At 39.3% G+C, this 24,667-nt stretch carries 26 protein-coding genes; 17 read left to right on the top strand and 9 right to left on the bottom strand.

Annotation, left to right across the window (positions count from 1 at the left end):
- Positions 1-58 precede the first annotated feature (58 nt).
- The 8 genes from ACWPKD_RS13435 (at position 59) to ACWPKD_RS13400 (ending at position 5,034) form a co-directional block, all read left to right on the top strand.
- Positions 59-616, top strand: coding sequence for a helix-turn-helix domain-containing protein (locus ACWPKD_RS13435; RefSeq protein ID WP_455413204.1), 558 nt, complete (start codon positions 59-61; stop codon positions 614-616).
- A 23-nt stretch (positions 617-639) separates the two neighbouring features.
- Entirely contained in the window at positions 640-1,086 is a 447-nt protein-coding gene (locus tag ACWPKD_RS13430) for a response regulator (protein WP_455413203.1), read from the top strand.
- 17 nt (positions 1,087-1,103) lie between these two features.
- Positions 1,104-2,897 (top strand): sensor histidine kinase, encoded by a 1,794-nt coding sequence (locus ACWPKD_RS13425; protein ID WP_455413202.1) that lies wholly within the window; start codon positions 1,104-1,106, stop codon positions 2,895-2,897.
- A 184-nt stretch (positions 2,898-3,081) separates the two neighbouring features.
- Positions 3,082-3,234, top strand: coding sequence for a lmo0937 family membrane protein (locus tag ACWPKD_RS13420; RefSeq protein WP_455413201.1), 153 nt, complete (start codon positions 3,082-3,084; stop codon positions 3,232-3,234).
- A gap of 22 nt (positions 3,235-3,256) precedes the next feature.
- Positions 3,257-3,526 carry a YtxH domain-containing protein gene (locus ACWPKD_RS13415; RefSeq protein ID WP_455413200.1) on the top strand — a complete coding sequence of 90 codons (270 nt, stop codon included), beginning with the start codon at positions 3,257-3,259 and terminating at the stop codon, positions 3,524-3,526.
- Positions 3,527-3,531: 5 nt separating this feature from the next.
- Positions 3,532-3,930: a hypothetical protein gene (locus tag ACWPKD_RS13410; protein WP_455413199.1), complete on the top strand. Its 399-nt coding sequence runs from the start codon at positions 3,532-3,534 to the stop codon at positions 3,928-3,930.
- Positions 3,931-3,942: 12 nt separating this feature from the next.
- Entirely contained in the window at positions 3,943-4,278 is a 336-nt protein-coding gene (locus ACWPKD_RS13405; RefSeq protein ID WP_455413198.1) for a hypothetical protein, read from the top strand.
- Positions 4,279-4,359: 81 nt separating this feature from the next.
- Positions 4,360-5,034 (top strand): hypothetical protein, encoded by a 675-nt coding sequence (locus tag ACWPKD_RS13400; protein ID WP_455413197.1) that lies wholly within the window; start codon positions 4,360-4,362, stop codon positions 5,032-5,034.
- 50 nt (positions 5,035-5,084) lie between these two features.
- On the opposite strand, the gene prfA is transcribed toward ACWPKD_RS13400, so the two are convergent.
- Entirely contained in the window at positions 5,085-6,158 is a 1,074-nt protein-coding gene (gene prfA / locus ACWPKD_RS13395) for a peptide chain release factor 1 (protein ID WP_455413196.1), read from the bottom strand.
- A 139-nt stretch (positions 6,159-6,297) separates the two neighbouring features.
- On the opposite strand from prfA, the gene ACWPKD_RS13390 reads away from it, so the two are divergent.
- From ACWPKD_RS13390 to ACWPKD_RS13380, 3 genes are all read left to right on the top strand, one after another.
- Entirely contained in the window at positions 6,298-6,810 is a 513-nt protein-coding gene (locus tag ACWPKD_RS13390) for a DUF6265 family protein (protein WP_455413195.1), read from the top strand.
- Positions 6,811-7,000: 190 nt separating this feature from the next.
- A complete protein-coding gene (locus tag ACWPKD_RS13385) occupies positions 7,001-9,199 on the top strand; it encodes a TonB-dependent siderophore receptor (RefSeq protein WP_455413194.1) in 2,199 nt (732 codons plus the stop codon).
- A 66-nt stretch (positions 9,200-9,265) separates the two neighbouring features.
- Positions 9,266-10,399, top strand: a complete 1,134-nt coding sequence (locus ACWPKD_RS13380; RefSeq protein WP_455413193.1) for a PepSY-associated TM helix domain-containing protein — start codon at positions 9,266-9,268, stop codon at positions 10,397-10,399.
- Between the two features lie 9 nt (positions 10,400-10,408).
- Here ACWPKD_RS13380 and ACWPKD_RS13375 read toward each other — a convergent pair whose 3' ends face one another.
- From ACWPKD_RS13375 to ACWPKD_RS13360, 4 genes are all read right to left on the bottom strand, one after another.
- Complete coding sequence (locus ACWPKD_RS13375; protein ID WP_455413192.1) at positions 10,409-12,700, bottom strand: hypothetical protein; 2,292 nt, start codon at positions 12,698-12,700, stop codon at positions 10,409-10,411.
- Positions 12,660-13,700, bottom strand: a complete 1,041-nt coding sequence (locus tag ACWPKD_RS13370; RefSeq protein WP_455413191.1) for a hypothetical protein — start codon at positions 13,698-13,700, stop codon at positions 12,660-12,662. The genes ACWPKD_RS13375 and ACWPKD_RS13370 overlap by 41 nt, the downstream gene beginning before the upstream one ends.
- Positions 13,701-13,820: 120 nt before the next feature.
- Positions 13,821-15,284, bottom strand: a complete 1,464-nt coding sequence (locus ACWPKD_RS13365) for an aminoacyl-histidine dipeptidase (RefSeq protein WP_455413190.1) — start codon at positions 15,282-15,284, stop codon at positions 13,821-13,823.
- Positions 15,285-15,381: 97 nt separating this feature from the next.
- The gene (locus ACWPKD_RS13360; RefSeq protein WP_455413189.1) at positions 15,382-15,666 is read right to left on the bottom strand and encodes a (2Fe-2S) ferredoxin domain-containing protein; all 285 of its coding nucleotides are present in this window, start codon (positions 15,664-15,666) and stop codon (positions 15,382-15,384) included.
- 100 nt (positions 15,667-15,766) lie between these two features.
- Between ACWPKD_RS13360 and ACWPKD_RS13355 the strand changes: the two genes are divergently transcribed.
- A complete protein-coding gene (locus ACWPKD_RS13355; protein WP_455413188.1) occupies positions 15,767-16,828 on the top strand; it encodes a DUF3810 domain-containing protein in 1,062 nt (353 codons plus the stop codon).
- Positions 16,829-16,900: 72 nt separating this feature from the next.
- Here ACWPKD_RS13355 and ACWPKD_RS13350 read toward each other — a convergent pair whose 3' ends face one another.
- Positions 16,901-18,205, bottom strand: a complete 1,305-nt coding sequence (locus ACWPKD_RS13350; RefSeq protein ID WP_455413187.1) for an NAD(P)/FAD-dependent oxidoreductase — start codon at positions 18,203-18,205, stop codon at positions 16,901-16,903.
- A gap of 223 nt (positions 18,206-18,428) precedes the next feature.
- Here ACWPKD_RS13350 and ACWPKD_RS13345 point away from each other — a divergent pair, with 223 nt between their 5' ends.
- From ACWPKD_RS13345 to ACWPKD_RS13335, 3 genes are read left to right on the top strand one after another with little or no spacing between them, the layout of a single operon-like run.
- Positions 18,429-18,923, top strand: a complete 495-nt coding sequence (locus ACWPKD_RS13345) for an RNA polymerase sigma factor (protein WP_455413186.1) — start codon at positions 18,429-18,431, stop codon at positions 18,921-18,923.
- A gap of 13 nt (positions 18,924-18,936) precedes the next feature.
- A complete protein-coding gene (locus ACWPKD_RS13340; protein ID WP_455413185.1) occupies positions 18,937-19,578 on the top strand; it encodes a hypothetical protein in 642 nt (213 codons plus the stop codon).
- Position 19,579: 1 nt separating this feature from the next.
- Entirely contained in the window at positions 19,580-20,434 is an 855-nt protein-coding gene (locus tag ACWPKD_RS13335) for a TraB/GumN family protein (protein WP_455413184.1), read from the top strand.
- 29 nt (positions 20,435-20,463) lie between these two features.
- Here the strand turns inward: ACWPKD_RS13335 and ACWPKD_RS13330 are convergent, their stop codons facing one another.
- Positions 20,464-21,279 carry a lysophospholipid acyltransferase family protein gene (locus tag ACWPKD_RS13330; protein WP_455413183.1) on the bottom strand — a complete coding sequence of 272 codons (816 nt, stop codon included), beginning with the start codon at positions 21,277-21,279 and terminating at the stop codon, positions 20,464-20,466.
- Positions 21,280-21,334: 55 nt separating this feature from the next.
- The gene (locus ACWPKD_RS13325; RefSeq protein ID WP_455413182.1) at positions 21,335-21,973 is read right to left on the bottom strand and encodes an NUDIX hydrolase; all 639 of its coding nucleotides are present in this window, start codon (positions 21,971-21,973) and stop codon (positions 21,335-21,337) included.
- A gap of 77 nt (positions 21,974-22,050) precedes the next feature.
- On the opposite strand from ACWPKD_RS13325, the gene ACWPKD_RS13320 reads away from it, so the two are divergent.
- Complete coding sequence (locus ACWPKD_RS13320) at positions 22,051-22,494, top strand: DUF4268 domain-containing protein (RefSeq protein ID WP_455413181.1); 444 nt, start codon at positions 22,051-22,053, stop codon at positions 22,492-22,494.
- 3 nt (positions 22,495-22,497) lie between these two features.
- Here the strand turns inward: ACWPKD_RS13320 and ACWPKD_RS13315 are convergent, their stop codons facing one another.
- Positions 22,498-23,733 carry a glycosyltransferase gene (locus ACWPKD_RS13315; RefSeq protein ID WP_455413180.1) on the bottom strand — a complete coding sequence of 412 codons (1,236 nt, stop codon included), beginning with the start codon at positions 23,731-23,733 and terminating at the stop codon, positions 22,498-22,500.
- A gap of 67 nt (positions 23,734-23,800) precedes the next feature.
- Between ACWPKD_RS13315 and miaE the strand changes: the two genes are divergently transcribed.
- On the top strand, positions 23,801-24,382 hold the full coding sequence (gene miaE / locus ACWPKD_RS13310; protein WP_455413179.1) for a tRNA isopentenyl-2-thiomethyl-A-37 hydroxylase MiaE: 582 nt from the start codon (positions 23,801-23,803) through the stop codon (positions 24,380-24,382).
- Positions 24,383-24,667: the final 285 nt, after the last annotated feature.

Below are 24,667 nucleotides of genomic sequence, written 5' to 3'. Positions count from 1 at the left end.
AAATAATTGGGTTGGTAAGCAACAATTCTGTAACTTTAAGATGATAAAAACCGATTTTATGAAAGCTTTCCTAAAATTCGACTTTAATACCCTGAGCAAAAAGTTTCTGGAAGAAAAGCTGAATGCATTTGAGGTAAAATTCAGCATAACCGGTTTTGGTGAAGTGGAATTCCTGGAACATGTTTCAACGGAAAAACTGGAAAAAATAACGCTTTTGCTTAACGAGTACGGCATCGAGGTCATTGAAAACCAGAAAAGCATTCTGGTACAGAAAATCAAAGATACCATTGTGGAAATGGTCTTTCTGGAAAATGCCACCAATGTAAAAAGTTCGGTCTATCTGTCGGAAAAACTGAATCACAGCTACGGTTACCTGTCTAATCTGTTTTCAGAAGTAACCTATACCTCTATAGAGAATTTTATCATTATGCAGAAAATCGAGTTGGCCAAACAGCTAATTGTGAACAACAAATTGAGCCTCACGGAAATTGCCTTTCAGCTCAATTATTCCAGCGTGGCCCATTTAAGCACTCAATTTAAAAACACCACCGGCATTACACCATCTGCCTTTCAGCGGATTATTGCCAAAAGAAGGGAAATTGCCAATACGAAATAAGTTCAGTAACAAAACACCTGATTATGGACAAGGAATATATCTACATAATTCTGGCCGATGACGACGAAGACGATCGTTTTTTCTTTACCGATGCTTTCAGTGAGATGAAAATCAATACAAAAGTAGACACTTTCAAAGACGGTGTGGAACTGATGAATTATCTGAACGATCCGGAAGCGATATTGCCTAATGTGCTTTTCCTCGACCTGAACATGCCGAAGAAAAACGGTATTGAATGCCTGCATGAAATCAAAAGCAACGAAAGGTTCAAAGATATTGCCATTGCGATTTATTCCACCTCATCTTCCGAAGAAGACATTGAGGAAACGTTTGTGTGCGGGGCAAATATCTACATCAAAAAACCCAACGATTTCAACACCCTGAAAAAAGTACTCTCCGATGTGGTGACCATCAACTGGCAATACCATACTTCTGGCTTAAACAAAGACAACTTTCTGCTACGTTTATAACGTCATAAAAAGCACCCATGAAATTCACCCAATTCATACGGACCTCCTTATTTCTCAAAATACTCTTTGTGATTTCCATTGCGGTTATCTTCTTCATTTCAGGTGTAACCTACAAGCATTTGACACGCCTTTCAGATTCTTCGCAACAGGTTTCCGACGCTTACGAAATGTCCTTGCAACTGGAAAAAATAATGTCGCAGATCAAAGACGCCGAAACCGGAAACCGCGGGTACATCATCACACAGGATTCTACTTTTCTGGAGCCTTACCTGTTTGCCCGAATGCGGATTAACACCAGTTATAATGTTTTAGAACACTTGACAAACAACCGTCGGCTTCCCAACGATAATCTAACCATGCTGAAAGGTCTGATCGACCGACGCCTGAATTGTATGGAAAAATCCATTTTGTTAGCCCAGCAACACAAAACCAGAGAATTGCAGCAAAACCTTCTACAAGGAAAATCTATCATGGACAGCATCCGCAATTGTGTTGCCGATATGGCCAATCTGGAGACGCAGCTTTTATCCATAAAACAGGAAAATTATGAAAGTGTCACCTCATTTACTCCGGTTTTCATTTACGTTGTTATCCTTATCGGTTTGATTTTAACGGTATTGGCTTTTGTAAAAATCAACCGGGATTTAAGTGAACTGCGCGAAACCAACAACCAGTTGGCCATTGCAAACGAATCCAGAAATATTGCAGAAGTCGTAGGCAACTTCGGGCGCTGGGAATGGGATATCGACAAAAACAAATACCGGTTCTCTGACAACCAATACCGTCTTTTGGGCAGTGAACCGGGCGCTTTTGAAGCCTCACTGGAAAATTTTATGAAACACATTCATCCGGAAGATTCGGTTTATGTGCATCAGGTGATGGAAAAAATGATGACCGATAACGACTTACCTTCTTTCCATTACCGAATCATTAAAGAAGACGGCGAAATCCGGCATTTCAAATCCATCGGTAAATTGATACTGAACAAATCCGGTGAGAAAATCCTAATCGGAACCACCAGCGATATCACTGAAGAATTAAAGACCACAAAATCCATCGAAGAACGAAATCTGGAACTGGAACGCAGCAACAAGGAACTGACCGCTTTCAACTATGTGGCCAGTCATGATTTACAGGAACCTTTGCGTAAAATCCAAACGTTTATTTCGCGTATGGCCGAAAAGGAAACCGACAATTTATCGGAAACCGGAAACGAATACCTGAAACGAATCATTGCTGCTTCAGGAAGAATGCGCAATCTGATAGACGATTTGCTGCAATTCTCCAGATCGAACAAAGCCGAAGAAAAATTCGACCTGAGCGATTTAAACCAGCTACTGGAAAATGCCAAACAGGAATTGTCCTCCACTATTGAAGAGAAAAAAGCGGTAATCATAAGCGACTCTTTACCGGAAATGAATGTTATCCCGTTCCAGATTCAGCAACTGTTTACTAACATCATCGGAAATTCACTGAAATACGGCAAAGAAGGAATTCCGCCGGAGATTTTTATCAACGTTTGCAAAATAACCGCTTCGGAAGAGGAACAACTTCCGTTGGACAACAATGATAAATTCTATCGTTTCACCATAAGCGATAACGGAATCGGTTTCGAACAGGAATATGCCGAGCGGATTTTCATCCTCTTCAATCGTCTGCACAACAAAAACGAATACGAAGGCACCGGTATCGGATTGGCCATCTGCAAAAAAATTGTGGACAATCACAAAGGTTACATTTTTGCTAAAGGAACTCCAAATCAAGGTGCAGTTTTCACGGTTTACCTTCCAATCGCACATAACAACAGTTAAGTATTTTACAATTGTTTTTACATAAATCCCACAGTGCTGGGATTTTTTTATTGCCCTTGATTAAACAACGAGTGGAAATTCTGTAACAATTACAAAAGAAGTTATAACACAAAGTTGCTCAGGCTGTTGCAACTTTGTAATATAATCAAATGAGAATGTATTCACTATTTTAAAGCTAACGATTATGCAAAATTTACTTTATACGGCCGCTGTGATATTGGTGATATTATGGGCCTTAGGATTTTTTGTTTTCAGTGTCGGAAAGTTAATTCACTTATTGCTAGTGATTGCAGTCATAGCTATACTATTGCGATTGATAAAGACAAAAGAATTATAAAATAACTTTAAAAACAACTATTATGAGACCAAGTAACGTAGTATTAGGAGCTTTAGGCGGATTGGCCGTCGGAGCAGTGTTGGGAATTTTATTTGCTCCGGACAAAGGAAGCAATACCCGAAAAAAAATTGCCCAAAAGGGAACTGATTTAAAAAACAACCTGAAAGAAGGCATCCACAACATTATAGCATCAGCGGAAGAAAAACTTAACGAGATCACTTCCCGATCCAAAAATAATGTGGAGGACAACATTTCAAATCTTGAAAGAATGAACAGTGAACTTGAACGATAATTGTTATGGAAAATATTGCAGACACCATCGAAACGCTTTACGTAAAAGCCGAGAAGTACTCCAAAACGAGTTTTGAATTACTCAAGTTAAACGCCATAGACAAAACCTCAGATGTTATTGCATCATTAACACTGATTATTTGTCTTTCCATGGTGTTTGCAATATTTACTTTGTTCGTTAACATTGGCCTGGGATTGCTGCTTGGCAGAATGCTGGACAGTTATGCCGCCGGCTTTTTTATTGTATCCGGTTTCTATGTGGTTTTGGGAATGGTCCTTTACCGCTTCCGACACCAACTCATTAAGGATCCGATCAGTAGCCTTGTAATCAAAAAACTGCTTCGCAACGACTCACCAGAGAATTCACAAGATAACGCATCGAAAGAACCGTCGAAGGTTAATTAAGCCGATAAGGTCATGAAAGCAATACATCCATACGAACTTCTGAATCAGAAAATTACCGAAGTAAAACACCGACAGGAGCAGGAATACATCGACCTTAGAAGCGAAGTACAGCTCACCTTGGGAAGTTTAACTCCGGAAAAACTGATCCATCGCGGTATCGATGAAATTTTCAATGCTGCGAACAGCAAAAAAATACTCTGGGCCGCAGCAGCAGGAATCATTGGCAATTACCTATCCAAAAAAATAATCGGTCGAAAAACAGAAAATTCATTGTTACCGATGCTTGGCAATCTTGCACAATTTGCACTGACCAGCTATTTAGCCTATCAGTCTAAAAAAGAAGAATAGTCATCTCCATCAAAATCAGCACCATCATAATAATCCAAACTGTAACACCTTCTACTTAACAACAACTATAAATTAAACGCTATGAAAAATGTAAAATTTTATATTACAGTGGTAACAGTTGCGGCTGTAATGATTTCGTGTAAAGATGAAAAAAAGGAACAGGCCGATAAAGCCGTAAACAGCTATGCTGCCTATATTGATTCCGTCAGTAAAATTGATTCCAAAGAGGCGATTGCCAATTTTGAACAAATTGAAGCCGGTGCCAATTACAAAAAAACAGAAGCCGAAACTTCTATTGGTGCGGTATCCGACAAAACGCAGTATGAAACCAAAATAACAGCCTCTTCAAACAAATACGAGGAATTTAAATTAAGCGTTGAGACTGAAAAACAAAAAACCGAAGCCGTCAGTACAAAACCCAACGACAAAATGTCCTTCAGAAAAACTTTGTTCGGTGGTGTGGAAATTGGTGACGACATGAATTTCGACTGGGTGAACAAAGATAACATCGCAAGTGTTTATGATAATTTCGTAACAACTGTTTCCAACAACAAAGACTCGTATTCCCGAGAAGACTGGGATGAGATTAAATTATTATATGAAGCCCTTGATGCCCACAAAAATACAGTTGAGAAAAACGGTTTATCCGGTAAGGACAATACCAAAATTGCCGGTTTGAAAATCAAATTCTCCACTATGTACCGAGTTAACAGAATGGGAGCCAAATCAGAAGAAAACGAAGCTGCCAAACAATAATTCTTATTTCGGTATAAAAAAAGCGAGGTTTTTGACCTCGCTTTTTTTATTTAGAATACTTCACTTTCTTTTAGTTTTTCGGTATTGGCTACCAATTGAAGTTCATCGATCATCTTCTGAAGGTTTCCATTCATAAAACCATCTAAATCGAAAATACTCAAACCGATACGGTGATCTGTAATTCGTCCTTGTGCATAGTTGTAGGTACGAATTTTTGCCGAACGGTCACCGCTACTCACCTGGGAATTACGCTTCTTAGCATCTTCTTCCTGCTTTTTCGCCAATTCCTGTTCATACAAACGCGAACGTAAAACCGTTAAGGCTTTGTCTTTATTTTTATGCTGTGATTTTTCATCCTGACACTGCGCTACCAAACCGGTTGGAATGTGCGTCATACGAACTGCCGATTTTGTAGTATTTACAGATTGTCCACCAGGTCCAGAAGAACAGAAATAATCAATACGCACATCGTTCATGTCGATCTGTACGTCGAACTCTTCAGCTTCCGGTAAAACCATAACCGTCGCAGCGGAAGTATGTACGCGACCTTGTGTTTCCGTTTGAGGAACACGTTGTACACGGTGTACCCCTGCTTCAAATTTCAACGTTCCGTATACGTCTTCACCGGTTACTTCAAAAATCACCTCTTTGAATCCTCCTGAAGTTCCTTCATTCAAATCTACCACAGAAGTTCTCCAACCTTTGCCTTCGCAGTATTTAGTATACATACGGAACAAATCTCCGGCAAAAATAGAAGCTTCATCACCACCCGTTCCCGCTCGGATTTCCACCATAACGTTTTTGGCATCTTCCGGATCTTTCGGGATCAGCATGAATTTGATTTCTTCTTCCAGTTGTGGTAAACGCTCCTGCGCTTCGTCCAACTGCATTTTGGCCATTTCCACCATTTCGGCATCGGAACCGTCCGCGATGATTTCTTTCGCTTCTTTGATGTTTCCGTCAAGGTTGATATATTCCTCACGTTTTTCCACCAAAGCTTTCAAATCTTTATATTCTTTATTCAACTGAACATAACGCTTCTGATCGGCAATCACATCCGGCTGAATGATCAAATCCGATATCTCGTCGAAACGCTGTTTCACATATTGCAATCTGTCTAACATAGTAATTTCCTCCTATTTTGGATGTGCAAAATTACGAAAAAAATCGGTTCAAAAAATAGTCGAAAAATGCCACCGAAATTTTTGCAAAATATTTAACGTTTTAGCTACCTTTAACCCGTCAAATAACCTATATGAAATAATGAAAAAAACGACGTTACTTTTAGCTGCTTTTGCGGTTGTTTCGTGTAAAGAGAGAAATGAAAGTTCCGCACAGTACGGAGAGCCGCAGGAGATTGAAACGAAAACCTATGAACAGTTGGAAAAAGTAAACTGGCTGGTGGGCGAATGGGGTAATACCACTCCTGAAGGAAATTTAACAGAGACCTGGACACAATCCAACGACAGTACCTTAACCGGAAAAACTGTTTTTGTGGCCGGAAAAGACACTATGTTTACCGAAACCATTGAAATTGTACAGATTAACGACAGTTTATTGTACAACACCAAAGTTTCAAACCAAAACCAGGGAAAAACCGTTTCTTTTAAAGCTTCCGCTGTTTCTGATATGAGTGTGGCTTTTGAAAACGTTAAACACGATTTCCCTCAAAAAATCACCTACAACAAAATTTCAGCCGATAGTCTGGTTGCCGAAATTTCCGGAATGAAAGAAGGAAAAGAAAGCAAAGAAAACTATCCAATGAAGAAAAAATAATTAAAATTCTTACACAACACAAAAGCCTCGCTATCCGCGAGGCTTTTTTATTTACAAAATACTGACTATCAAACAGTAATAAAAATATCACAAATTTTATTTAAATTAAGTCTAAATAAATTTTGTGTTTAGCCGATTCAAGAAATAGTTTTGTCAAAAAATATTATTTTAATTTATTCTAAATAAAAATATGAAAAAATTATTTCTTACCCTCACGCTCCTTTTCGCCAGTTTTTCTATCAGTGCGCAGGAAAAAGAAAAGCAGCCTTCACAGCACGATTCAATCAAAAAGCTAGACGAAGTAATCGTAAACGGAAACGTCAATAAATTCAAACGGGAAAAAAGCAGCACCGTTTCTAAAATGGCTTTGGCCGATCTGGAAAATCCACAGGTGTATAACGCTATTTCATCAGAACTTTTAAAAGAACAAGTCGTAACTAATTTTAACGACGCCCTTAAAAACGCAACCGGGGTTACCCGTCTTTGGGAATCTACAGGACGTGGTACTGACGGCGCCGAATACTATTCCATGCGGGGTTTTGCGGTACAACCCACCATGATTAACGGCTTACCGGGCATCAACAACGGTAAAATAGATCCGGTTAATATAGACAACATCGAAGTAATTAAAGGACCCTCCGGAACTTTATTCGGGAGTAGTTTAATATCGTATGGCGGTTTAATCAATGTGGTGACCAAAAAACCCTATCAGACTTTTGGAGGAGAAATCGGTTATAATTCCGGAACCTATGGCATGGATCGCATCACGGCTGATTTTAATGCACCGCTAACAAAGGCGAAAGATGTTTTGCTTCGCGTGACCTCGGCTTATCAGAAAGAAGGCAGTTTCCAGGGTGCCGGTTTTGCCAAATCCTTCTTCATTGCACCATCTTTAAATTATATTGTGAGTGATAAATTGTCCTTCCTAATCAATACAGAATTCACGCAAAGGGAAACAGCCAATGCACCGATGATTTTCCTAAGCCGTTACGCACCATTGTCCTTCCTCTCCATGGATTTGTTCGACAAGAACTACAAGAACTCCTTCACCTCCAATCAACTAAGCATCAAAAACCCAACCTTCAGTTTACAGGGACAAATGTTCTACAAACTATCGGAAAGCTGGACCTCACAAACCGTTTTATCAAGAAGCAACAGTAAAACAGACGGTTATTACTCCTATTTATGGGATGCAGCCAACGGCGATGAGTTCACCCGATACATTTCAAAAGCCAATGGCGAAACCTATACCACGGATATTCAACAAAATTTTATCGGTGATTTCAAAATCGGAAACTTCAGAAACCGAATAGTGGCCGGACTGGATTACTTCAAAGCAAATATTATGAGCGGAAGTCCGGGTTGGGTAGATTTTGGAACCATTTCTTTGGTTAATGGCACGGATCTATGGACAGACCCAAACAGTGGAACAACAATTCCTACTCCGCTAACACAAGCAAGTGCCGATAACGTATTGGCAGGTACCTATTCCGGTATTTCCAAAGCTGAAACAGAAGTCTACAGCGCCTATGTTTCCGATATTTTAAACATTTTACCGGAAGTATCAGCCATGGTTAGTTTACGGGTAGATCACTTCAAAGGAAGAAGCAACACTTATTCTGAAGAAAATAAAGGGCAAACTGCTTTTTCACCAAAGTTCGGTATTGTTTACCAGCCCATTAAAGACAAAGTATCGATTTTCGGAAATTACATGAATGGTTTTCTATATGTTGCGCCTCAAAACACTTATGACATAGGAGGAAATTTCCTTGGAACACAAACTTATGACCCTGAGCATGCCAATCAATTTGAATTTGGTGTTAAAACAAATCTGTACAAGGATAAAATTTCAGTTTCGGTAAGCTACTACAACATCAAGGTAAAAAACAAACTGATGGCAGATACAGCCAATCCTTTAAATTCGATTCAAGGTGGTGAAGTGGAAAGCCAAGGTATTGAACTAAGCATCATTGCCAATCCTATCGACGGACTAAACATCGTTGCCGGATTCAGTAACAATAAAAGTGAAGTCACAAAAGACAACCCAAACAGCGGATATTTAGGAATGCGACCAGAGGAAGCCGGTCCGGAAACGTTACTTAATCTTTGGACAAGTTACACCCTGCAAAACGGGAAACTGAAAGGTTTAGGTTTTGGTCTGGGCGGAAATTATGCCAGCGAATACAAAACGCTTAACCGTTCTACGACGGGAACTTTCGAATTACCGGATTACGCCATTCTGAATACAGCGGTTTCTTACAACACCGGTAAATTCAATATTTCCCTGAAATTGAATAACATGTTCAATGAAAAATATTATTCCGGCTGGTCAACAGTTACCACACAAAAATTACGAAATATTACCGCGGGAGTAACCTACAGATTTTAATATCAATTTTAGTTTAGTTATTTTTGAAAAGCTCCCTGCTCCGGCGGGGAGTTTCATCGTTTAAACATGAAAAAAAACAACCTTAAAAAACCCATTCGAAAACTACACCTCTGGTTGGGGCTTTCCTCCGGAATTGTGGTTTTTATTGTTGCCATTACCGGATGTCTGTACGCCTTTCAACAGGAAATAAAAGACGCAACGGAAGCATACCGATTCATTAAAAAACAGGAGTTGCCTTTCTTACCGCCTTCCCAATTGCAGCAGATTGCAAAACTGGAATTACCGGAAAAACATCTTCATGCCATCAAATACAACGGTACTGCCGAAGCTGCCGAAGCACTGTTTTATAATGACGAACCACATTACTACTATGCTGTTTACCTCAACCCGTATACCGGAAAAGTTATTAAAACCGTGGATTTGGAGAAAGGCTTTTTCCCTTTTATTCTGGACGGCCATTTTTATTTGTGGCTGCCGCATGAAATTGGTCAAACAGTGGTGGCTACTGCTACTTTGATTTTTATTCTGATGATCATCAGCGGCTTCATTCTTTGGTTTCCCAAGAACCGAAAAGCTGCCAAACAACGTTTCTGGTTTCAGTGGAAAGAAGGCCTTAAATGGAAGCGCAAAAACTACGACATACACAACATTACCGGGTTTTATGTGCTGTCCATTGCTTTGATTTTTGCCGTTACGGGATTAGTTTGGGGTTTCCCCTGGTTTGCATATTGCTACTACAAAGTGATTGGTGGTGAAAAAGAACTGCAGTATCAGGATCCGGTTTCTGTAAAACCAAAAATCTTTGATCCTAAAACAGCACATCCGATGGACAAAGCTTGGGCCATGATGCAACAGGAATATCCAACAGCAAAATCCATTGAGGTGCATCCGCCGGAAACCGATAGTTCCTCGATAGCGGCCAATGCGAATCCAGAAAAAGGTACCTATTGGAAAATCGACTACCGTTATTACGATCAATACACACTGGAAGAAAAACAAGTCAATCACTTATGGGGACGTTTTCCAAAAACGGATGCTTCGGATAAGTTAATGCGGATGAACTACGACTTACATACCGGAGCCGTGCTCGGTTTACCGGGAAAAATCTTTGCTTTCTTAATCAGTTTGCTGATCGCAAGTTTGCCCATAACCGGTTTCCTGATCTGGTGGGGACGGAAAAAGAAAAAAGCCTCTAAATGAGGCTTTTTTTTATCTGCGAGAATTAAAATAGGACGCAAGATTGTTGCAATTCGACAAATCTTCGTGGTATTGCGGGAATTCTTTTTTGAGTTCCTTAAAAGCATTAAGATTGCTGTACTCCGCAAACTCTCTCATTCTTAGACATAGCGCTTTGAATTTATCAGTTTTGGCATTCTCGTAGGCTAACTGATAATAAGAAACCGCTTTCTCGTTGTGTCGGTATTCCTTTTCGTCGATATAAGAATTGTCAAAAACTTCATCATCATAATAACCGTTGCTGCTGTTATAGCGCCTCATCATCCATGAATTTCCGGCCGAGGACATATTGAAATAACAGTTAGCGGCTAAAAAGTAATAGTAATCCCTGTCTTTGGTCTTCGGATTATTGGCAAGGTTCAGATATTTGATCAGATGTTCGGTAACCGTCAATTTGCTTAACAGATATTTTTCGTCCTTTTTGATAAAATCTTCGGTATGTTTAAACTCATAAAACGGATTTTGGTCAAAAGCATAATAGTCGGAATAGATACCGCGTTCCCAGCCATTATAGTTATCATCCCAGTATTTTTGGGGAAGCGATTTAAATGTTTTCAAGGCTGCCGTCAATCTGTCTTCTCTTAAATATTTTGTTCCTAACAAATCCGTCAGGCTTTCTTTATCGGCTAAAAGCTGTTTATAAATAACCCTGTCAAATTGCGAATCTCTTTTGGCGTTCAGCGCATTGATTACCAACTGCAACTCATCTGCGGAATACACAAAATCCAGGTAATCAAAATACGTGTAAAAATACTCCAGGTTCCCGGAAGCCTTGTTTCGGTTACCTTGCCATTCTACCCCTTCGATATCATAATAATAATCAATATTATATTGGTTTGCAGTGGCAATAATTGCTAATCCGTCGGGTAAATCCCCTTTAAATTCCAGCTCTCTGCCTAAAGCGAACATAAAGCGTTCGTCTTTGTTATACTTCAGAATAATGGGTTTGGCCTCATCTTTAATTACAGCGTTTCCGTAATCCTGATCGGCAATGACACAGAGTGCTTTAATTTTTTCTACTATTTCAAACGCTGCGTTCTTCTTAAATTTTCGTTCAAAATCCTGAATTTCAGCCCTACACTCCTCATATTTTCGGGCGATAAACAACAACTGGATTTTAGAACTTTGCCATACCACCGGATCATAGGTTTCGGAAAAATTGACCGTATTCATAAAACCTAACATCTCACTGGCATAGATTCGGTCTTTTTCGGAACGTTCTCTTAAAATTAAAGTGGTAACCGTGTCGTCATAGTTAGCAACGCCAGAAAAAGGCCCCGTTGTAGGCTCGTAATTTGTATAATAAGGCGTAAAAACCCAGTCTTCAATTTTGTTCACCTCGCGCAGGAGTAAAAAACCAAGAATTCTCGATTTCGGATGGTTTTGATAAATCTGCTTTAAATACTCCAGATTTCTGTCGGCCTTCTGAATGGAGGCATAAGCGTAGATATTGGCCACATCTTCTTTGGTTTTGGCAAATCGCAACGCTTTTGCAACAGAGAATGTATCGTGAAAATAAAAATAGCTCGCTTCAAATTTCTCCGGTGAATTTGCCATTAATCGGGCGGCATCCACCAATCGCTCTCCTTCTGATTTGGTATAACTGTTGAAAAAAGTTGCCCAATAATAGAGATAGTCTTGGGTAGAATTTTCAAATGTTTCCCTGAAAAGCTTCTGAACAATCTTAAAATCATTCGCATAATACGCCAATCGGATTGCTAAAAAAGCATATTTCCGTTTAAAATAGGCACTTTTCTCCTGATTGTATTTTGACACAACCTTGTTAAGAATGCGGACGCGTTGTGCATCAATTTGTATTTCTTCACGTTCCCAGGCATCCAGAGCGCCCCAACTGTTAACATCTTCGCATTGCTTGGCTATTTTCAGATACTCGATGGCATCTTTCTTATTATTTTTAAACAGATACTGTATGAATCCGTTCCCGCTTCCCGCATGGATATCGGTAAGTTTAAGGTTGTTAATAAAATCATTTACGACATCAATACTGACTGTTTTATTGGTATAAGCATACCAGTCTTCCACATTGGCAGTGTAATAAGAAGGCTTTCTATCACCATAAATCAATCCGTTTTCAAAGCCCCATGAATCCGTATTGTAATAAAAGGACGCATAATCTTTATAGTTAAAGTAAGCCGGTTTGAAAATACAATACCGAACGTCTTCCCCATACGGAGAGTAGCCGCAGGCTAAAACTTTACTAAAACTACTTAGTAAAAGAATCGTAAAACCTAGAAATTTCTTCATCGGAATAATTTTTAAATGCATTTTCTTCAAGGTGAAACAAGCTGATCGTTGCAGTTTTGTCCAGAGCGACATTCTTTTTGATAATACCAATGGCTTCTTCCAATGTCTTGGCTGAAACTTCTTCACATTTAATCTGATCGCCAACTCTAATGTAATTATCGTAATTAATAACCGTATCTCGGGTCACTTCATACCACAAAGGTTTTTGCAATTTAGTGAAGCTTTTCAACTCGTTAGATGACATATTCAGCAACCCGGAAAAATGATTATTCTGATACAATTGCGTCCATCCGAAAACCGGTAAGGCGACATCCAGGTGTTTTGGATAATCCCTTCTTTCATTCAGATACGATTTTAATTCATCCAGATCAAGAATTGAATTTTTACCTTGGTTGGATAGTGGTTTTATCAGATTATAGCACATCAGCGTAACTTTATCCACGGGCGGAATCCCCATTTGGTCAGGATATTTATAAGGGTAAAGTCGTAGCGTACAACTGATGTTCTTTTTGGAAAGCTCTTTTATCTTTTCAAGCAGGTAAAAATATTTTTCTTTGGTGGATTTAGTCCAGTCGCAATCGATCTGAATTTCATTTTCAAATTTGAGGTACTTTTCCGCATTTCTGTTGTATTTATCTACGAGGAAAACAATATTATCGGCGAGTTTGTCTAAATCCTTCTCTTTATTGTATTGAAAAATCTCATTTTTGATGTACACACACGGCACTATTTTAACCTCCTCAAAGCCAGAAGCCTGATACTCCGAAATCTGATTTTTATCGTACGGAAAATTTCCCATGGCCTCGCTGTAATCTACTTCAAAGTATTTTACATAAACCTTTTTAACCTGGTTTTGAACCAATTTTAATTTTAAATTGTCAGACAAGTTACCGTCGCTTTTCCAATAGTAAAATGCTCTTTCCACCTGCTCGACTTTGTCTGATTTTGAACAGGAAAGAAATAGAAGTGACGCAAGCAAAAATGCCGAAATTTTTCTCATGTTGAAATTTTTATTTATAACGTAAAATCGCATAAAATTATGCAAAACCGAACAATATTTTCCACAAAAAAACCTGCTTATTTCTAAACAGGTTTTCATTTATTATTATGCTGATTTCGCTTAGTTTTTCACCGGAATATTTTCCAGGATCTCCATCACGAATTTCCAGTATTTCTGAGCCGAAGAAATTGATGCTCTTTCGTCCGGGCTGTGCGCACCTTTGATGGTTGGCCCGAAAGAAATCATGTCCATATCCGGGTAATTGGTTCCTAAGATTCCGCATTCTAAACCGGCGTGACAAGCTACTACATGCGCTTTTGAACCGTTTTGTTTTTCGTAGATTGAAGTTAACACATCCAAAATCGGGGAACTTACATTTGGTGTCCAACCTGGGTATGAACCAGCAAAAGTCACTTCACATCCGAACAATTCGAAAGCAGAACGCAAAGCATTCGCTAAATCGAATTTAGACGATTCCACCGATGAACGCGTCAAATTCTGAATCGAGATTTCTCCGTCTTTCACAATCACACGGGCAATGTTGTTTGAAGTTTCCACAAGGTTTTCCATATCGGCACTCATTCTGTAAACGCCGTTATGTGCTGTGTAAATAGCACGAAGCAATCCTTCCTGAACACCTAAATCCATTACTTTTGAAGGTAAATCGGATTTCACGATTTCGATAGTTAGGTTTTTCTCCGTGGTTTTGTATTCGAATTTGATATCGTTGATTACTTCCTGCATGTCGAACACGAAAGCCTCATCGTACATTTCCGCAATGATCACTTTCGCAACACTTTCACGCGGAATCGCATTACGCAAACTTCCTCCGTTGATTTCCGCAATCTGTAAACCGAAGTTTTCAAATCCGTCAAATAACAAACGGTTCATGATTTTATTGGCGTTCCCTAAACCTTTGTCAATGTCCATTCCGGAGTGACCACCGTTCAAACCTTTTACAGTAATGGTATATCCAACAGAACCTTCCGGAGTTTCTTCTTCAGTATAAGAACGAACCGCCGTAACATCTACCCCACCGGCACAACCGATATCAATTTCATCGTCTTCTTCTGTATCTAAATTCAAAAGGATTTCCCCATCTAGCAAACCGCCTTTTAAGCCCATGGCTCCGGTCATTCCCGTTTCTTCATCGATAGTGAATAAGGCTTCAATCGCCGGGTGTTTGATGTCTTTGCTTTCCAGAATCGCCATAATAGTTGCAACTCCTAAACCGTTATCGGCACCAAGCGTTGTTCCTTTAGCGCGAACCCAGTCACCATCCACATACATTTCAATGCCCTGAGTATCGAAATCGAAAATGGTATCGTTGTTTTTTTGGTGCACCATATCCAAATGCGACTGCATCACGATGGTTTTGCGGTTTTCCATGCCAGCAGTAGCCGGTTTTTTGATGATAACGTTTCCTACTTCATCTTTGATGGTTTCCAAACCTAAGTTTTTACCGAAATCCATCATGAAAGCGATTACACGTTCTTCTTTTTTGGAAGGACGCGGAACGGCATTCAGGTCGGCAAATTTATTCCAAAGCTGTTTTGGCTCAAGATTTCTAACTTCCTGACTCATATTTTTAAATTAAAATTGTTGTTGTTTTTTACAAAGTCCCAAAGTTACAAAGTTTTACCGCTTTGCAGCTTTAAATTGCAGTAATTTTCAGAAGAAATTATTTGTGATTCAGAAGTTTGGCGTGTGCTATATGCTCTTCAAAAAGTTGCGGGATTTTCTTTTCGGATACCTCACCGTACCAAACATTATCTGGTTGAAAACCAACAACTGGGGCACATTTGCAATTGTCGGTGCAATGCGTTTTAATCATTTCCACCTCGCCTTTCATTTCGGTTTGTTTGATCAGGCCACGAAACACTTTGCGGTTGTGCTTGTTGTCTTTACCGCATTTGCTCCCGTCGCAAAACAGGATCACTTTTTTCCGCATGTCTAACTTCTTCATCACACTGGTTTTAAAGTGTTTCTTCTATCTTACAAATTTACGATAAGTCTTTCATTCCTACATTCAATTAACATTTTTTATCTTTAGCAAAATTTCCCGGATGAACAGAAAACTGATTTTACCCTTATTTCTTGTTGTGCAATTAATCGGATTGCGAATTCTTTCGTTATTTCCGGAAACTGTGGAACGGTATTACAGCAATGGTTTCTATCCAATATTAGCAAAGATTTCAAGAGTAACGCTGGGCAACATTTCTTTTTCGGTTGGGGATGTGATGTATGGGATTGCAATTGTCTTTTTACTGCGATGGTTCTGGAAAAAACGTAAAACCTGGAAACCGGAATGGAAATCTAACCTACTTTCCTTGGTTGGCTTTATATCGGTTTTTTATTTCCTCTTCAATATGCTTTGGGCGCTGAATTATTTACGGGTCCCGATGTATCAGAAATTGAATATCGAACGGGAATATTCGCAGGAAGATTTACTGGCTTTCACCAAACAGCTGATTGTAAAAACCAACGCTATCCATTCGCAATTAGTTCAAAACGATTCGATAAAAGTAACGGTTCCTTATTCGCAGGACGAAATTTTTGAAAAGGCACAAAACGGTTATGACAAACTGGCCAAGACCTTACCATATCTGCACTATGAAAACCATTCGGTTAAACCTTCCTTGTTGAGTTTGCCTTTGACTTATATGGGATTTGGCGGTTATTTAAATCCTTTTACCAATGAAGCGCAGGTTAACGACAGGGTTCCAAAGCACAATTTTGTAGTAACTACTTCACATGAAATGTCGCATCAGATCGGCATCGGATCGGAAAGTGAAGCGAATTTTGTGGGTTACATGGCCTCCATCCATAACGAAGACGTATATTTTAAATATTGTGGTTATTCGTATGCTTTGCGCTACTGTTTGGGAAATCTTGAAAACTTTAAAGAAGGTTCGGCCAAAGAATTACTGCCGTTAATCCACAAAGGCATTTTGAAAAATTTTGATGAAACAGAGGAGTTCTGGGACAGCCATCAAACGTTTATCGATGTGATTTTCCATAGTTTTTACGACAAGTTCCTAAAACTCAACCAACAGAAAGACGGCCTGGAGAGTTATAGCAAGTTTGTGGATCTGATGGTGAATTATTATAAAGGAAAAGACTTATGAGAAACAAGAAACAAGAAGCAAGACAATCTGACAATAACTACTTCTTGCCTCTTATCCCTTGACTCTATTTCTCTAAATCTCATCCGTTGTAAAACTCTGTATATTTTTCTTTTTGTACGGTCGGATAATTAGGCGGCCTTCCCTGTCTAATCGGATGTAATTGTACACCCAGTTCATCAGCACTACAGCTTTGTTCTTAAAGCCGATTAAGGAAAACAGATGTACAAACATCCAAACGAACCACGCGAAAACCCCGTGAAAATGCATTTTCGGCAAATCAACAACAGCTTTGTTTCTCCCGATTGTGGCCATGGACCCTTTGTCATTATATTCAAAAGCTTTCATGGGTTTGCCTTTTATTTTTTTGATCAGATTTTCCGCCAATAAACTTCCCTGCTGGATAGCGGGCTGTGCCATCATCGGATGCCCTAACGGATATTTCTCGGAAGCCATGGAAGCAATATCGCCCACTGCAAAAACAGCATCATACCCTAACACCTGATTGTATTCATTGACCCTGAACCGATCTGCACGTTCTATTAAAGCTTCTGCCTGAAGTCCGTTAACAGCGGCTCCTTTAACACCTGCGGCCCAAATAACGGTTGCGGTATCAAAAGTCAAATCGGAACCTGTGGTGACGGTACGGCCGTCGTAGTTGGTCACCCGAACGTTTTTCCAGATACTGACCCCTAAACTTTGCAGAAATTTTTCAGCACTTTCAGATGATTTTGCTGTCATGGCATCTAGTAACCGATCACTTCCCTGCACCAGATGAATACCCATTTTCCGGATGTCTAAATCGGGGTAATCTTTGGGAAGGATTGCTTTTTTCATTTCGGCTAAAGCGCCGGCTAACTCCACTCCCGTTGGTCCTCCTCCTACGATTACGAAATTCATTAAAGCATTTCGCTCGGCTATGTCATTGGTTAAAGTCGCCTGTTCAAAATTCTCAAGAATCAAACTGCGGATGTTGAGCGACTGCGGAATGGTTTTCATGGCCATACTGTAACTCTCAATATCCTTATTGCCAAAAAAATTGGTTTTGGAACCCGTTGCAATCACTAAATAATCATAATGCAAATCGCCGATGTCTGCCAATACTTTCTGATTCACCGTATCGATTTCCTTCACATTAGCCAACCGGAAATAAAAATCCTGGTATTCCTGCACTACTTTCCGAATCGGGTAGGCAATGGATCCGGCTTCCAAACCACCAGTGGCTACCTGGTACAACAACGGCTGAAAGGTATGGTAATTATGCTTGTCCAGTAAAACTACCTGAACATCTTTATTCTTAAGTTTTTTGGCTAAATTGATTCCTGCAAAACCGCCACCGATGATGACAATACGCGGAAAACTGGAGCGGGGAATATTCATGTTTGTCTTGAATTGCTTTGTTGCTAAGTTACGAAGAAAGTCTGATGATTGAAAGAGAAAAGAGTCAAGAACCAAGAGTCAAGACAGGATTACCCAAATTCGCCTTCTTATTTCTTATTGCTTGATTCTGGCTTCTTGTTTCTATTTTAGTCAAAAAAAATGCTCTTGAAAAATAAAATTTTCTAATTTGTAACATTCCACCAGGAACCAACACTAATCGTTTATGAATTCGAGTTTAGAGCAATCGTTTGTTTCGCAATTACAGGAGCATCAGAATATAATCCACAAGATTTGTAGGTTGTATACGTCTGATGAAGACGCGCACAAAGATCTGTTTCAGGAAATTACCATTCAGCTCTGGAAGGCTTTTCCTCAGTTCCGTGGCGAAGCAAAATTTACCACTTGGGCCTATCGCGTGGCTTTGAATACCGCCATCACGCTGTACCGGAAAAAGACCAAATCGGTCAACACGATCGAATTTGACAGCACGGTTCACAAATTCAGCCATGAGGATTACAATTATGAAGAAGAGGAACAGATAAAACTGCTCTACAAAGCGGTCCATCAGTTGAATGACATTGAAAAAGCCTTAGTTTTCATGTATCTGGAAGACAAAGATTACACGGAAATCGCCGAAACCCTGGGAATCAGTGAAGTAAATGCAAGGGTAAAAATGAACCGAATCAAAGGAAAATTAAAGAAAATAGTAAATCCGTAAGGAGTTGGAAAATATGAACGAGTTAGATTTATTAAAAAAAGACTGGAAGAAAAACGACAGTCAGTTTCCGAAAATTTCGGAGCAGGAAATTTATGCGATGCTGCATAAGAAGTCGTCTTCCATAGTAAAATGGATTTTCATCATAAGTGTACTTGAAATACTGCTTTGGAGTGCCTTAAGCTTTTTTACCGCCGACGAAAATTATTTTAAGACGCTTGAAAACTATCATATCGACACGTTAATGAATGTTTTCATGATCGTGAATTATGCTGTTATTGCTGTTTTTATTTACCTGTTTTATAAGAATTTCAAAAGCATTGACACGACAAACAATGTGAAAGCGCTAATGAGAAGCATACTAAAAACAAGAAAAACTGTACAATACTATATTTGGTACAATTTAGCTATGATTGGCCTCACTTTTATTGTGATCATGATTGCAACGGTTAAATACGACAACAACATTAACAAAATAGCAAATCAGCTTTCAGGAAGTGACAAAAACATAGTTTTCTGGGTTTTCCTTTTTGGAATCACATTGGTGTTTTTAGCCGTCTTCTTAACAATTTTTTGGTTGTTCTACCGACTTATTTACGGTTTCTTACTAAGAAGATTGTACAGAAATTATGAAGAATTAAAAAAAATCGATCTGTAACATGAAATACAAAATAGCCATTACCTTTATTCTGATTGGGTTATCAGTTCAGGCACAAAAGCTTGAAAACGCCTTACTATGGAAAATCAGTGGTAAAGATTTAGCCGCTCCATCCTATCTTTTCGGGACCATCCACATGACTTGTGATGCTACCTTAAAAGACAATGTAAAAAAAGCATTGGGAACAACCGATCAGCTTTATCTGGAACTGGACATGGATGACACCGCACTGCAAACCAAAATGATGACAGGCATGATGATGAAGGACGGTGTTACGATGACCTCGCTTTGTTCTGAAGAAGATTTTAAAATCGTCGACAGTTTTTTGACCAAAAACATTGGTTTTTCCGCCAAGTTGCTTAACACATTCAAACCTTTCATGATTAGCGCCATGCTGTATCCGAAGATGCTTGACTGCCCGATGCAATCCGTTGAAGGGGAATTGATGCGCATCACCAAAGAACAGCAGGAAGAAACATTTGGACTGGAATCTGTTGCAGAACAAATGGCTGTTTTTGATGCTATTCCGTACAAAGACCAAATGACCGAATTGGTAAAAACAGCAAAAGGGAACATGGAAAAAGACAAAAACGAATTCAAAAAGGTAATGGAAATTTACAAATCCGAGAACCTGAATGCGATGCTGGAACTTTCCAGAACGTCAGACAATACCATCACCTCTAAATTTGAGGACGATCTTCTTACCAAAAGAAACAAAAACTGGATCAGCAAAATAGCCGAAGCCGCTAAAACAAAACCGACATTTTTTGGTGTCGGAGCAGCCCATCTGGGTGGAGACAACGGTGTAATCAATCTTTTGCGAAAAGCCGGCTACAAAGTAGAAGCAGTAAAATAAAAAAGAGGCTTTTGCCTCTTTTTTTATTTCTAATAATTCCATTGGCGCTGTCTGTCCAATTCTTTCATTTCTTCTATTTCCTCGTTCGGGATAACTTTCAGAAACGATGGATGCTGTTCAATGGCATATTCGATTTTTTCTACAATCTGTTCAATTGTTTCATTATCATAATCAATCTCCAAAGGTTCTTTAATGATAAACGATTGCAGGATTCCCTTTTTCTTCAGACGCAATCCTTTACGGTCGAACGAACGTCTGAAACCGTCAATCACAATCGGGACCACTATGGGTTTATGCTGCTTGATGATATGTGCTGTTCCTTTACGAACCGGTTTAAACGAACGTGTTGTGCCTTGAGGAAAGGTGATTACCCATCCGTCGGCTAATGCAATTTTAATATTTTCGGTATCGTTGAAGTTGACTTCTTTTCGCTCATGTTCTGCCACATCTTTTCCTCCGGCTCTCCAAGTTCGTTCTACCGTGATGGCTCCTACATATGACAAAATTCTTGGCAACAATCCTGACTGCATCGTTTCTTTTGCAGCAACGTAATAAATATTAAGTTTTGGATTCCAAAGGTAACCGATGTTCTTAATATTGTCTTCGCGGCCTTTTAAACTGGCATTGAAAACGTGAAACATCGCCACCACATCGGCAAAATATGTCTGATGATTGGATATAAACAATACATTTCTGTCCGGAAGCGCACGGATAATCTCCGAACCGTCAATATGCAACTGATTGAAACCACGATAACGTCTGTGCGTAAGGGCCCCGAAAATACGGATCAGCCAGGTTTTTATGAAAAGTATATGACCGAAAGGATTTCTTTTGAACAATCCCATAATTTTAGTTAATTAAGTTCTAAAAAAGAGGTGCAAATGTAAACAATTAATTTTTTCAGAGCACTTTTCGGATGGTTTCTTTCAGTTCACTCATCATCATGGCCGTAGCACCCCAAACTACATATTTGTCTACGTTAAAAACCGGGACGCTTATATTCTTCGCATAAGAAGTTGACATGACTACCTGCGTAATGATTCTGTCATCAAGTAAATCTTCCAAAGGCAGTTCCAAAACTCTTTTTACTTCGTAAGGACTTGGAATAAAAGTAATCTCTTCATAAACAATCCCCAGAAACGGGGATACTAAAAAATTGCTGGGCGGTATATACAATTCACTGAAAGGTTTGATAACATTTACCAATTCTGGTTTCACCCCTATTTCCTCATGGGTCTCACGTAAAGCGGTATGTTCAAGGTTTTTGTCCTCTGGTTCCACTTTACCTCCCGGAAAAGCGATTTGCGAGGCATGAATACCCGGATACGAATTTCTTACGATCAAAGCCAGATGAACTTTCTTGTTTCTTGGATACAAAAGCATCATTACTGCTGCTTTTTTTGGGTTTTTATCAAGATAATCTTTGGACGATAACGACGATACCCTCTCCAGAGGCGCCATTTTCATATGGGCTTCTACAGAAAGTAACTTTTCTTTTTCTATTTTTGGTAAATATTTTAAGAAATCCAGAAAATCCATTTTTTAGTTGAAAATTTTAGGTACCAACTATAAAGTTACCGCTAAAATTAATTTTAACAAACTTTTACGCAAAGAATATGTTCAGTAAAGAAGAAGCACAGAGAATCAAAAAAGAATTTTGGACAGCATTTGCAGAAGCCTATCCAAGAAAATGGCTTTTGTATGACACCAAAATAAAGGACTTCTCCTTTAAGTTTTATATCGACAATAAAAAAGCTCAGGTTTTAATCGACATTGAATGCCGTGACGATGAAAAAAGAAAGATTTACTACGAAAAAATCGAATCTTTGAAAACCATCTTACTCGAAGATTTTATTGCTGAGGCTATTTTTGAGCGCAATTTCTATCTGGAAACCGGACACTGTAACAGCCGCATTTGGGTTGAAAAAACTGGAATCAGCTTGTACAACAAAGCTACCTGGGATGAAATTTTCGACTTTTTTCATGAAAACATGGATGCGTTTGAACGCTTCTTCTATGAGTATCAGGAGTACATCAGTGACCTGGAAATCAATACCTAATCGTTATTTCTTATTTTTTTCTTCGATCCATTTGGACATGTAACGGGTACTTTGCGTCGTATGGTGCTGGAGCATGGCGCCGATAAAATTCTGCTGTCGGTGCTGGTCAAGCGTGGTGCTCAAATGTTCTATTTTACCTTTCAGATTCTCCCAAAACCTATCGCTTTGGAACCTTTTTTTAAGAATTTCATAGCCCTGTTGTTGCGCTGTTTTCCAACAGTTTTCATCAGTATAAAGCAAAACCGCCGAATCGATAAACTCAGCATTAGTATCTTCAACAAAACCATTCCAGGATAAATCTCCAGGCATCGCTTCAGCACCAACAGAAGTAGTAACCGATGGCGTCCCATAAAGCATCGCCTCAAGCAATTTGCCTTTAATCCCTGCACCAAAACGAATTGGCGCAAGCAAAACCCTCGCATTTTCTATAACCTCCTGAGCACTTTCCGCACGGCCTTTTATGTAAAACCTTTCATTAGGATTATTCAGTTGCAGTACCTTCTGACTTGGATAGGCGCCATAAATCAACATGTTTGCCATGGGTGTTTTTTTTCGTAATTCCGGCCAGATTTCTTTTTTCAGCACTTCGACACAATTCCAGTTGGGTTCATGAAGAAAGTTACCGATAAAGACAAAATCTTTTCGTTCCGAAAATGCCAAACGTTTATCAGATTGGTCTAATTTACCATCGACAGTTATGGGTAAATAATGTAATAATGCATCCTCAACCTTGAATAGCCGCTGTAACAATCCCATTTCATATTCTGAAATCATTAACGTCAAATCACACCTGAAAATCGAAGCAATTTCCCGTTTGGCAACCTCCGAAAACAGCAATTGTTCGCTGAAATCAAGATTTCTTTTATAAGCGTCTCTTCTGGCATCCCGCAGACAATGCAGGTCTTCAGTATCCAATAATCGCAAGGCCTTGGGACAACTATTAGTCACACGCCATCCGAATTGTTCTTCAACCATAAACCGATCAAACAAAACCACATCTGGCTGTTGCTCTACAGCAAAATCATCAAAACTGCTGTCATTTAATTGCACGGAAAAGGTTTCAACTCCAATGGTTGCAAGATCAAAAGAGAATTCTGAAGCTGAGGCTGTGCTCGCATAAACCACTGAATATCCTAAACCCTGGAAAAATCGTATCAACTGTAACATTCGATTGCCCGCTGCAGAAGATTTCGGTTCCACCCAAACAGAACTGAGGATTAAAAGTTTCGGTTTTTGCATGCTCAAAAATACTCTGTATCAGACCATAAATCCAAAAAAGAACTTACTTTTGTACAAATTTTTACAAATGTTAGGTTTAAAATTAGCAACCGACCCGCGCTGGGTAAATATCGTAGAATCCAATATAGAAGAAATATTGACCGATCACGCCTGGTGTGAGCAAAAAGCAGCTTCTAATGCGATTTACATCATCATAAACAACGCTGAAAAACCCGATTTGGTTGCCGAAATGACCAATATCGCCATTGAAGAAATGGAACATTTCAGAATGGTAATCAACGTCATTAAAGAACGTGGTCTAACTTTGGGTCGCGAACGAAAAGACGATTACGTAAATGATCTGGTAAAATTTTGCAGAAAAGACGGTAGCAGAGACGATGCATTAATTGAACGCTTACTCTTCGCCGCCATGATTGAAGCCCGCAGTTGCGAACGTTTTCGCGTGTTATCGCAAAATATTGAAGATCCCGAATTAGCTAAATTTTATCACGATTTAATGGTAAGCGAAGCTGGTCACTACACCACCTTTTTAAAGTTCGCCAAACAATATGCCGGAAAAACAGACGTCGACAAACGCTGGAAAGAATGGTTGGAGTATGAGGCGTCTGTAATCGCTAAATACGGAAAAAAAGAAACCATACACGGATAATTTTGCCCCATAAAACACCTAAGCCAGCTATTTCTATTTTAGTTGGCTTTTTTTATTTGGAGCGAATGGCCTGGTTTTGATTGCTATGCGAAGTTCCCGCTGTCCGCACTACAAGGTAGTTGCTCCCATCAGGGCTATTTAAGGAATTCCTTTTCGTTTTCAGAAGCGAAAGGATTAAAACAAAACACTACAAATTCCTTTCAATTAATTCGTGATTTGATGGAAAGAACCCAATCAACAAATTTCTTTATTTCACTAAGTCACAGGCTTTTACCTGCATTCTAT

This window comes from Flavobacterium pedocola, assembly GCF_053764385.1.
This window is presented reverse-complemented; position numbering and strand designations above follow the sequence as displayed.

Bases quoted from the DNA above. Each gene is read 5' to 3' on its own strand.
- ACWPKD_RS13370 (WP_455413191.1), bottom strand. From the start codon at position 13,700: ATGAGAAAAATTTCGGCATTTTTGCTTGCGTCACTTCTATTTCTTTCC.
- ACWPKD_RS13375 (WP_455413192.1), bottom strand. From the start codon at position 12,700: ATGAAGAAATTTCTAGGTTTTACGATTCTTTTACTAAGTAGTTTTAGT.
- ACWPKD_RS13420 (WP_455413201.1), top strand. From the start codon at position 3,082: ATGCAAAATTTACTTTATACGGCCGCTGTGATATTGGTGATATTATGG.
- ACWPKD_RS13320 (WP_455413181.1), top strand. From the start codon at position 22,051: ATGTTCAGTAAAGAAGAAGCACAGAGAATCAAAAAAGAATTTTGGACA.
- ACWPKD_RS13405 (WP_455413198.1), top strand. From the start codon at position 3,943: ATGAAAGCAATACATCCATACGAACTTCTGAATCAGAAAATTACCGAA.
- ACWPKD_RS13410 (WP_455413199.1), top strand. From the start codon at position 3,532: ATGGAAAATATTGCAGACACCATCGAAACGCTTTACGTAAAAGCCGAG.
- ACWPKD_RS13355 (WP_455413188.1), top strand. From the start codon at position 15,767: ATGAACAGAAAACTGATTTTACCCTTATTTCTTGTTGTGCAATTAATC.
- ACWPKD_RS13345 (WP_455413186.1), top strand. From the start codon at position 18,429: ATGAATTCGAGTTTAGAGCAATCGTTTGTTTCGCAATTACAGGAGCAT.
- ACWPKD_RS13360 (WP_455413189.1), bottom strand. From the start codon at position 15,666: ATGAAGAAGTTAGACATGCGGAAAAAAGTGATCCTGTTTTGCGACGGG.
- ACWPKD_RS13325 (WP_455413182.1), bottom strand. From the start codon at position 21,973: ATGGATTTTCTGGATTTCTTAAAATATTTACCAAAAATAGAAAAAGAA.
- ACWPKD_RS13425 (WP_455413202.1), top strand. From the start codon at position 1,104: ATGAAATTCACCCAATTCATACGGACCTCCTTATTTCTCAAAATACTC.
- ACWPKD_RS13400 (WP_455413197.1), top strand. From the start codon at position 4,360: ATGAAAAATGTAAAATTTTATATTACAGTGGTAACAGTTGCGGCTGTA.
- miaE (WP_455413179.1), top strand. From the start codon at position 23,801: ATGTTAGGTTTAAAATTAGCAACCGACCCGCGCTGGGTAAATATCGTA.
- ACWPKD_RS13330 (WP_455413183.1), bottom strand. From the start codon at position 21,279: ATGGGATTGTTCAAAAGAAATCCTTTCGGTCATATACTTTTCATAAAA.
- ACWPKD_RS13390 (WP_455413195.1), top strand. From the start codon at position 6,298: ATGAAAAAAACGACGTTACTTTTAGCTGCTTTTGCGGTTGTTTCGTGT.
- ACWPKD_RS13340 (WP_455413185.1), top strand. From the start codon at position 18,937: ATGAACGAGTTAGATTTATTAAAAAAAGACTGGAAGAAAAACGACAGT.
- ACWPKD_RS13350 (WP_455413187.1), bottom strand. From the start codon at position 18,205: ATGAATATTCCCCGCTCCAGTTTTCCGCGTATTGTCATCATCGGTGGC.
- prfA (WP_455413196.1), bottom strand. From the start codon at position 6,158: ATGTTAGACAGATTGCAATATGTGAAACAGCGTTTCGACGAGATATCG.
- ACWPKD_RS13385 (WP_455413194.1), top strand. From the start codon at position 7,001: ATGAAAAAATTATTTCTTACCCTCACGCTCCTTTTCGCCAGTTTTTCT.
- ACWPKD_RS13430 (WP_455413203.1), top strand. From the start codon at position 640: ATGGACAAGGAATATATCTACATAATTCTGGCCGATGACGACGAAGAC.
- ACWPKD_RS13315 (WP_455413180.1), bottom strand. From the start codon at position 23,733: ATGCAAAAACCGAAACTTTTAATCCTCAGTTCTGTTTGGGTGGAACCG.
- ACWPKD_RS13380 (WP_455413193.1), top strand. From the start codon at position 9,266: ATGAAAAAAAACAACCTTAAAAAACCCATTCGAAAACTACACCTCTGG.
- ACWPKD_RS13415 (WP_455413200.1), top strand. From the start codon at position 3,257: ATGAGACCAAGTAACGTAGTATTAGGAGCTTTAGGCGGATTGGCCGTC.
- ACWPKD_RS13335 (WP_455413184.1), top strand. From the start codon at position 19,580: ATGAAATACAAAATAGCCATTACCTTTATTCTGATTGGGTTATCAGTT.
- ACWPKD_RS13365 (WP_455413190.1), bottom strand. From the start codon at position 15,284: ATGAGTCAGGAAGTTAGAAATCTTGAGCCAAAACAGCTTTGGAATAAA.
- ACWPKD_RS13435 (WP_455413204.1), top strand. From the start codon at position 59: ATGAAAGCTTTCCTAAAATTCGACTTTAATACCCTGAGCAAAAAGTTT.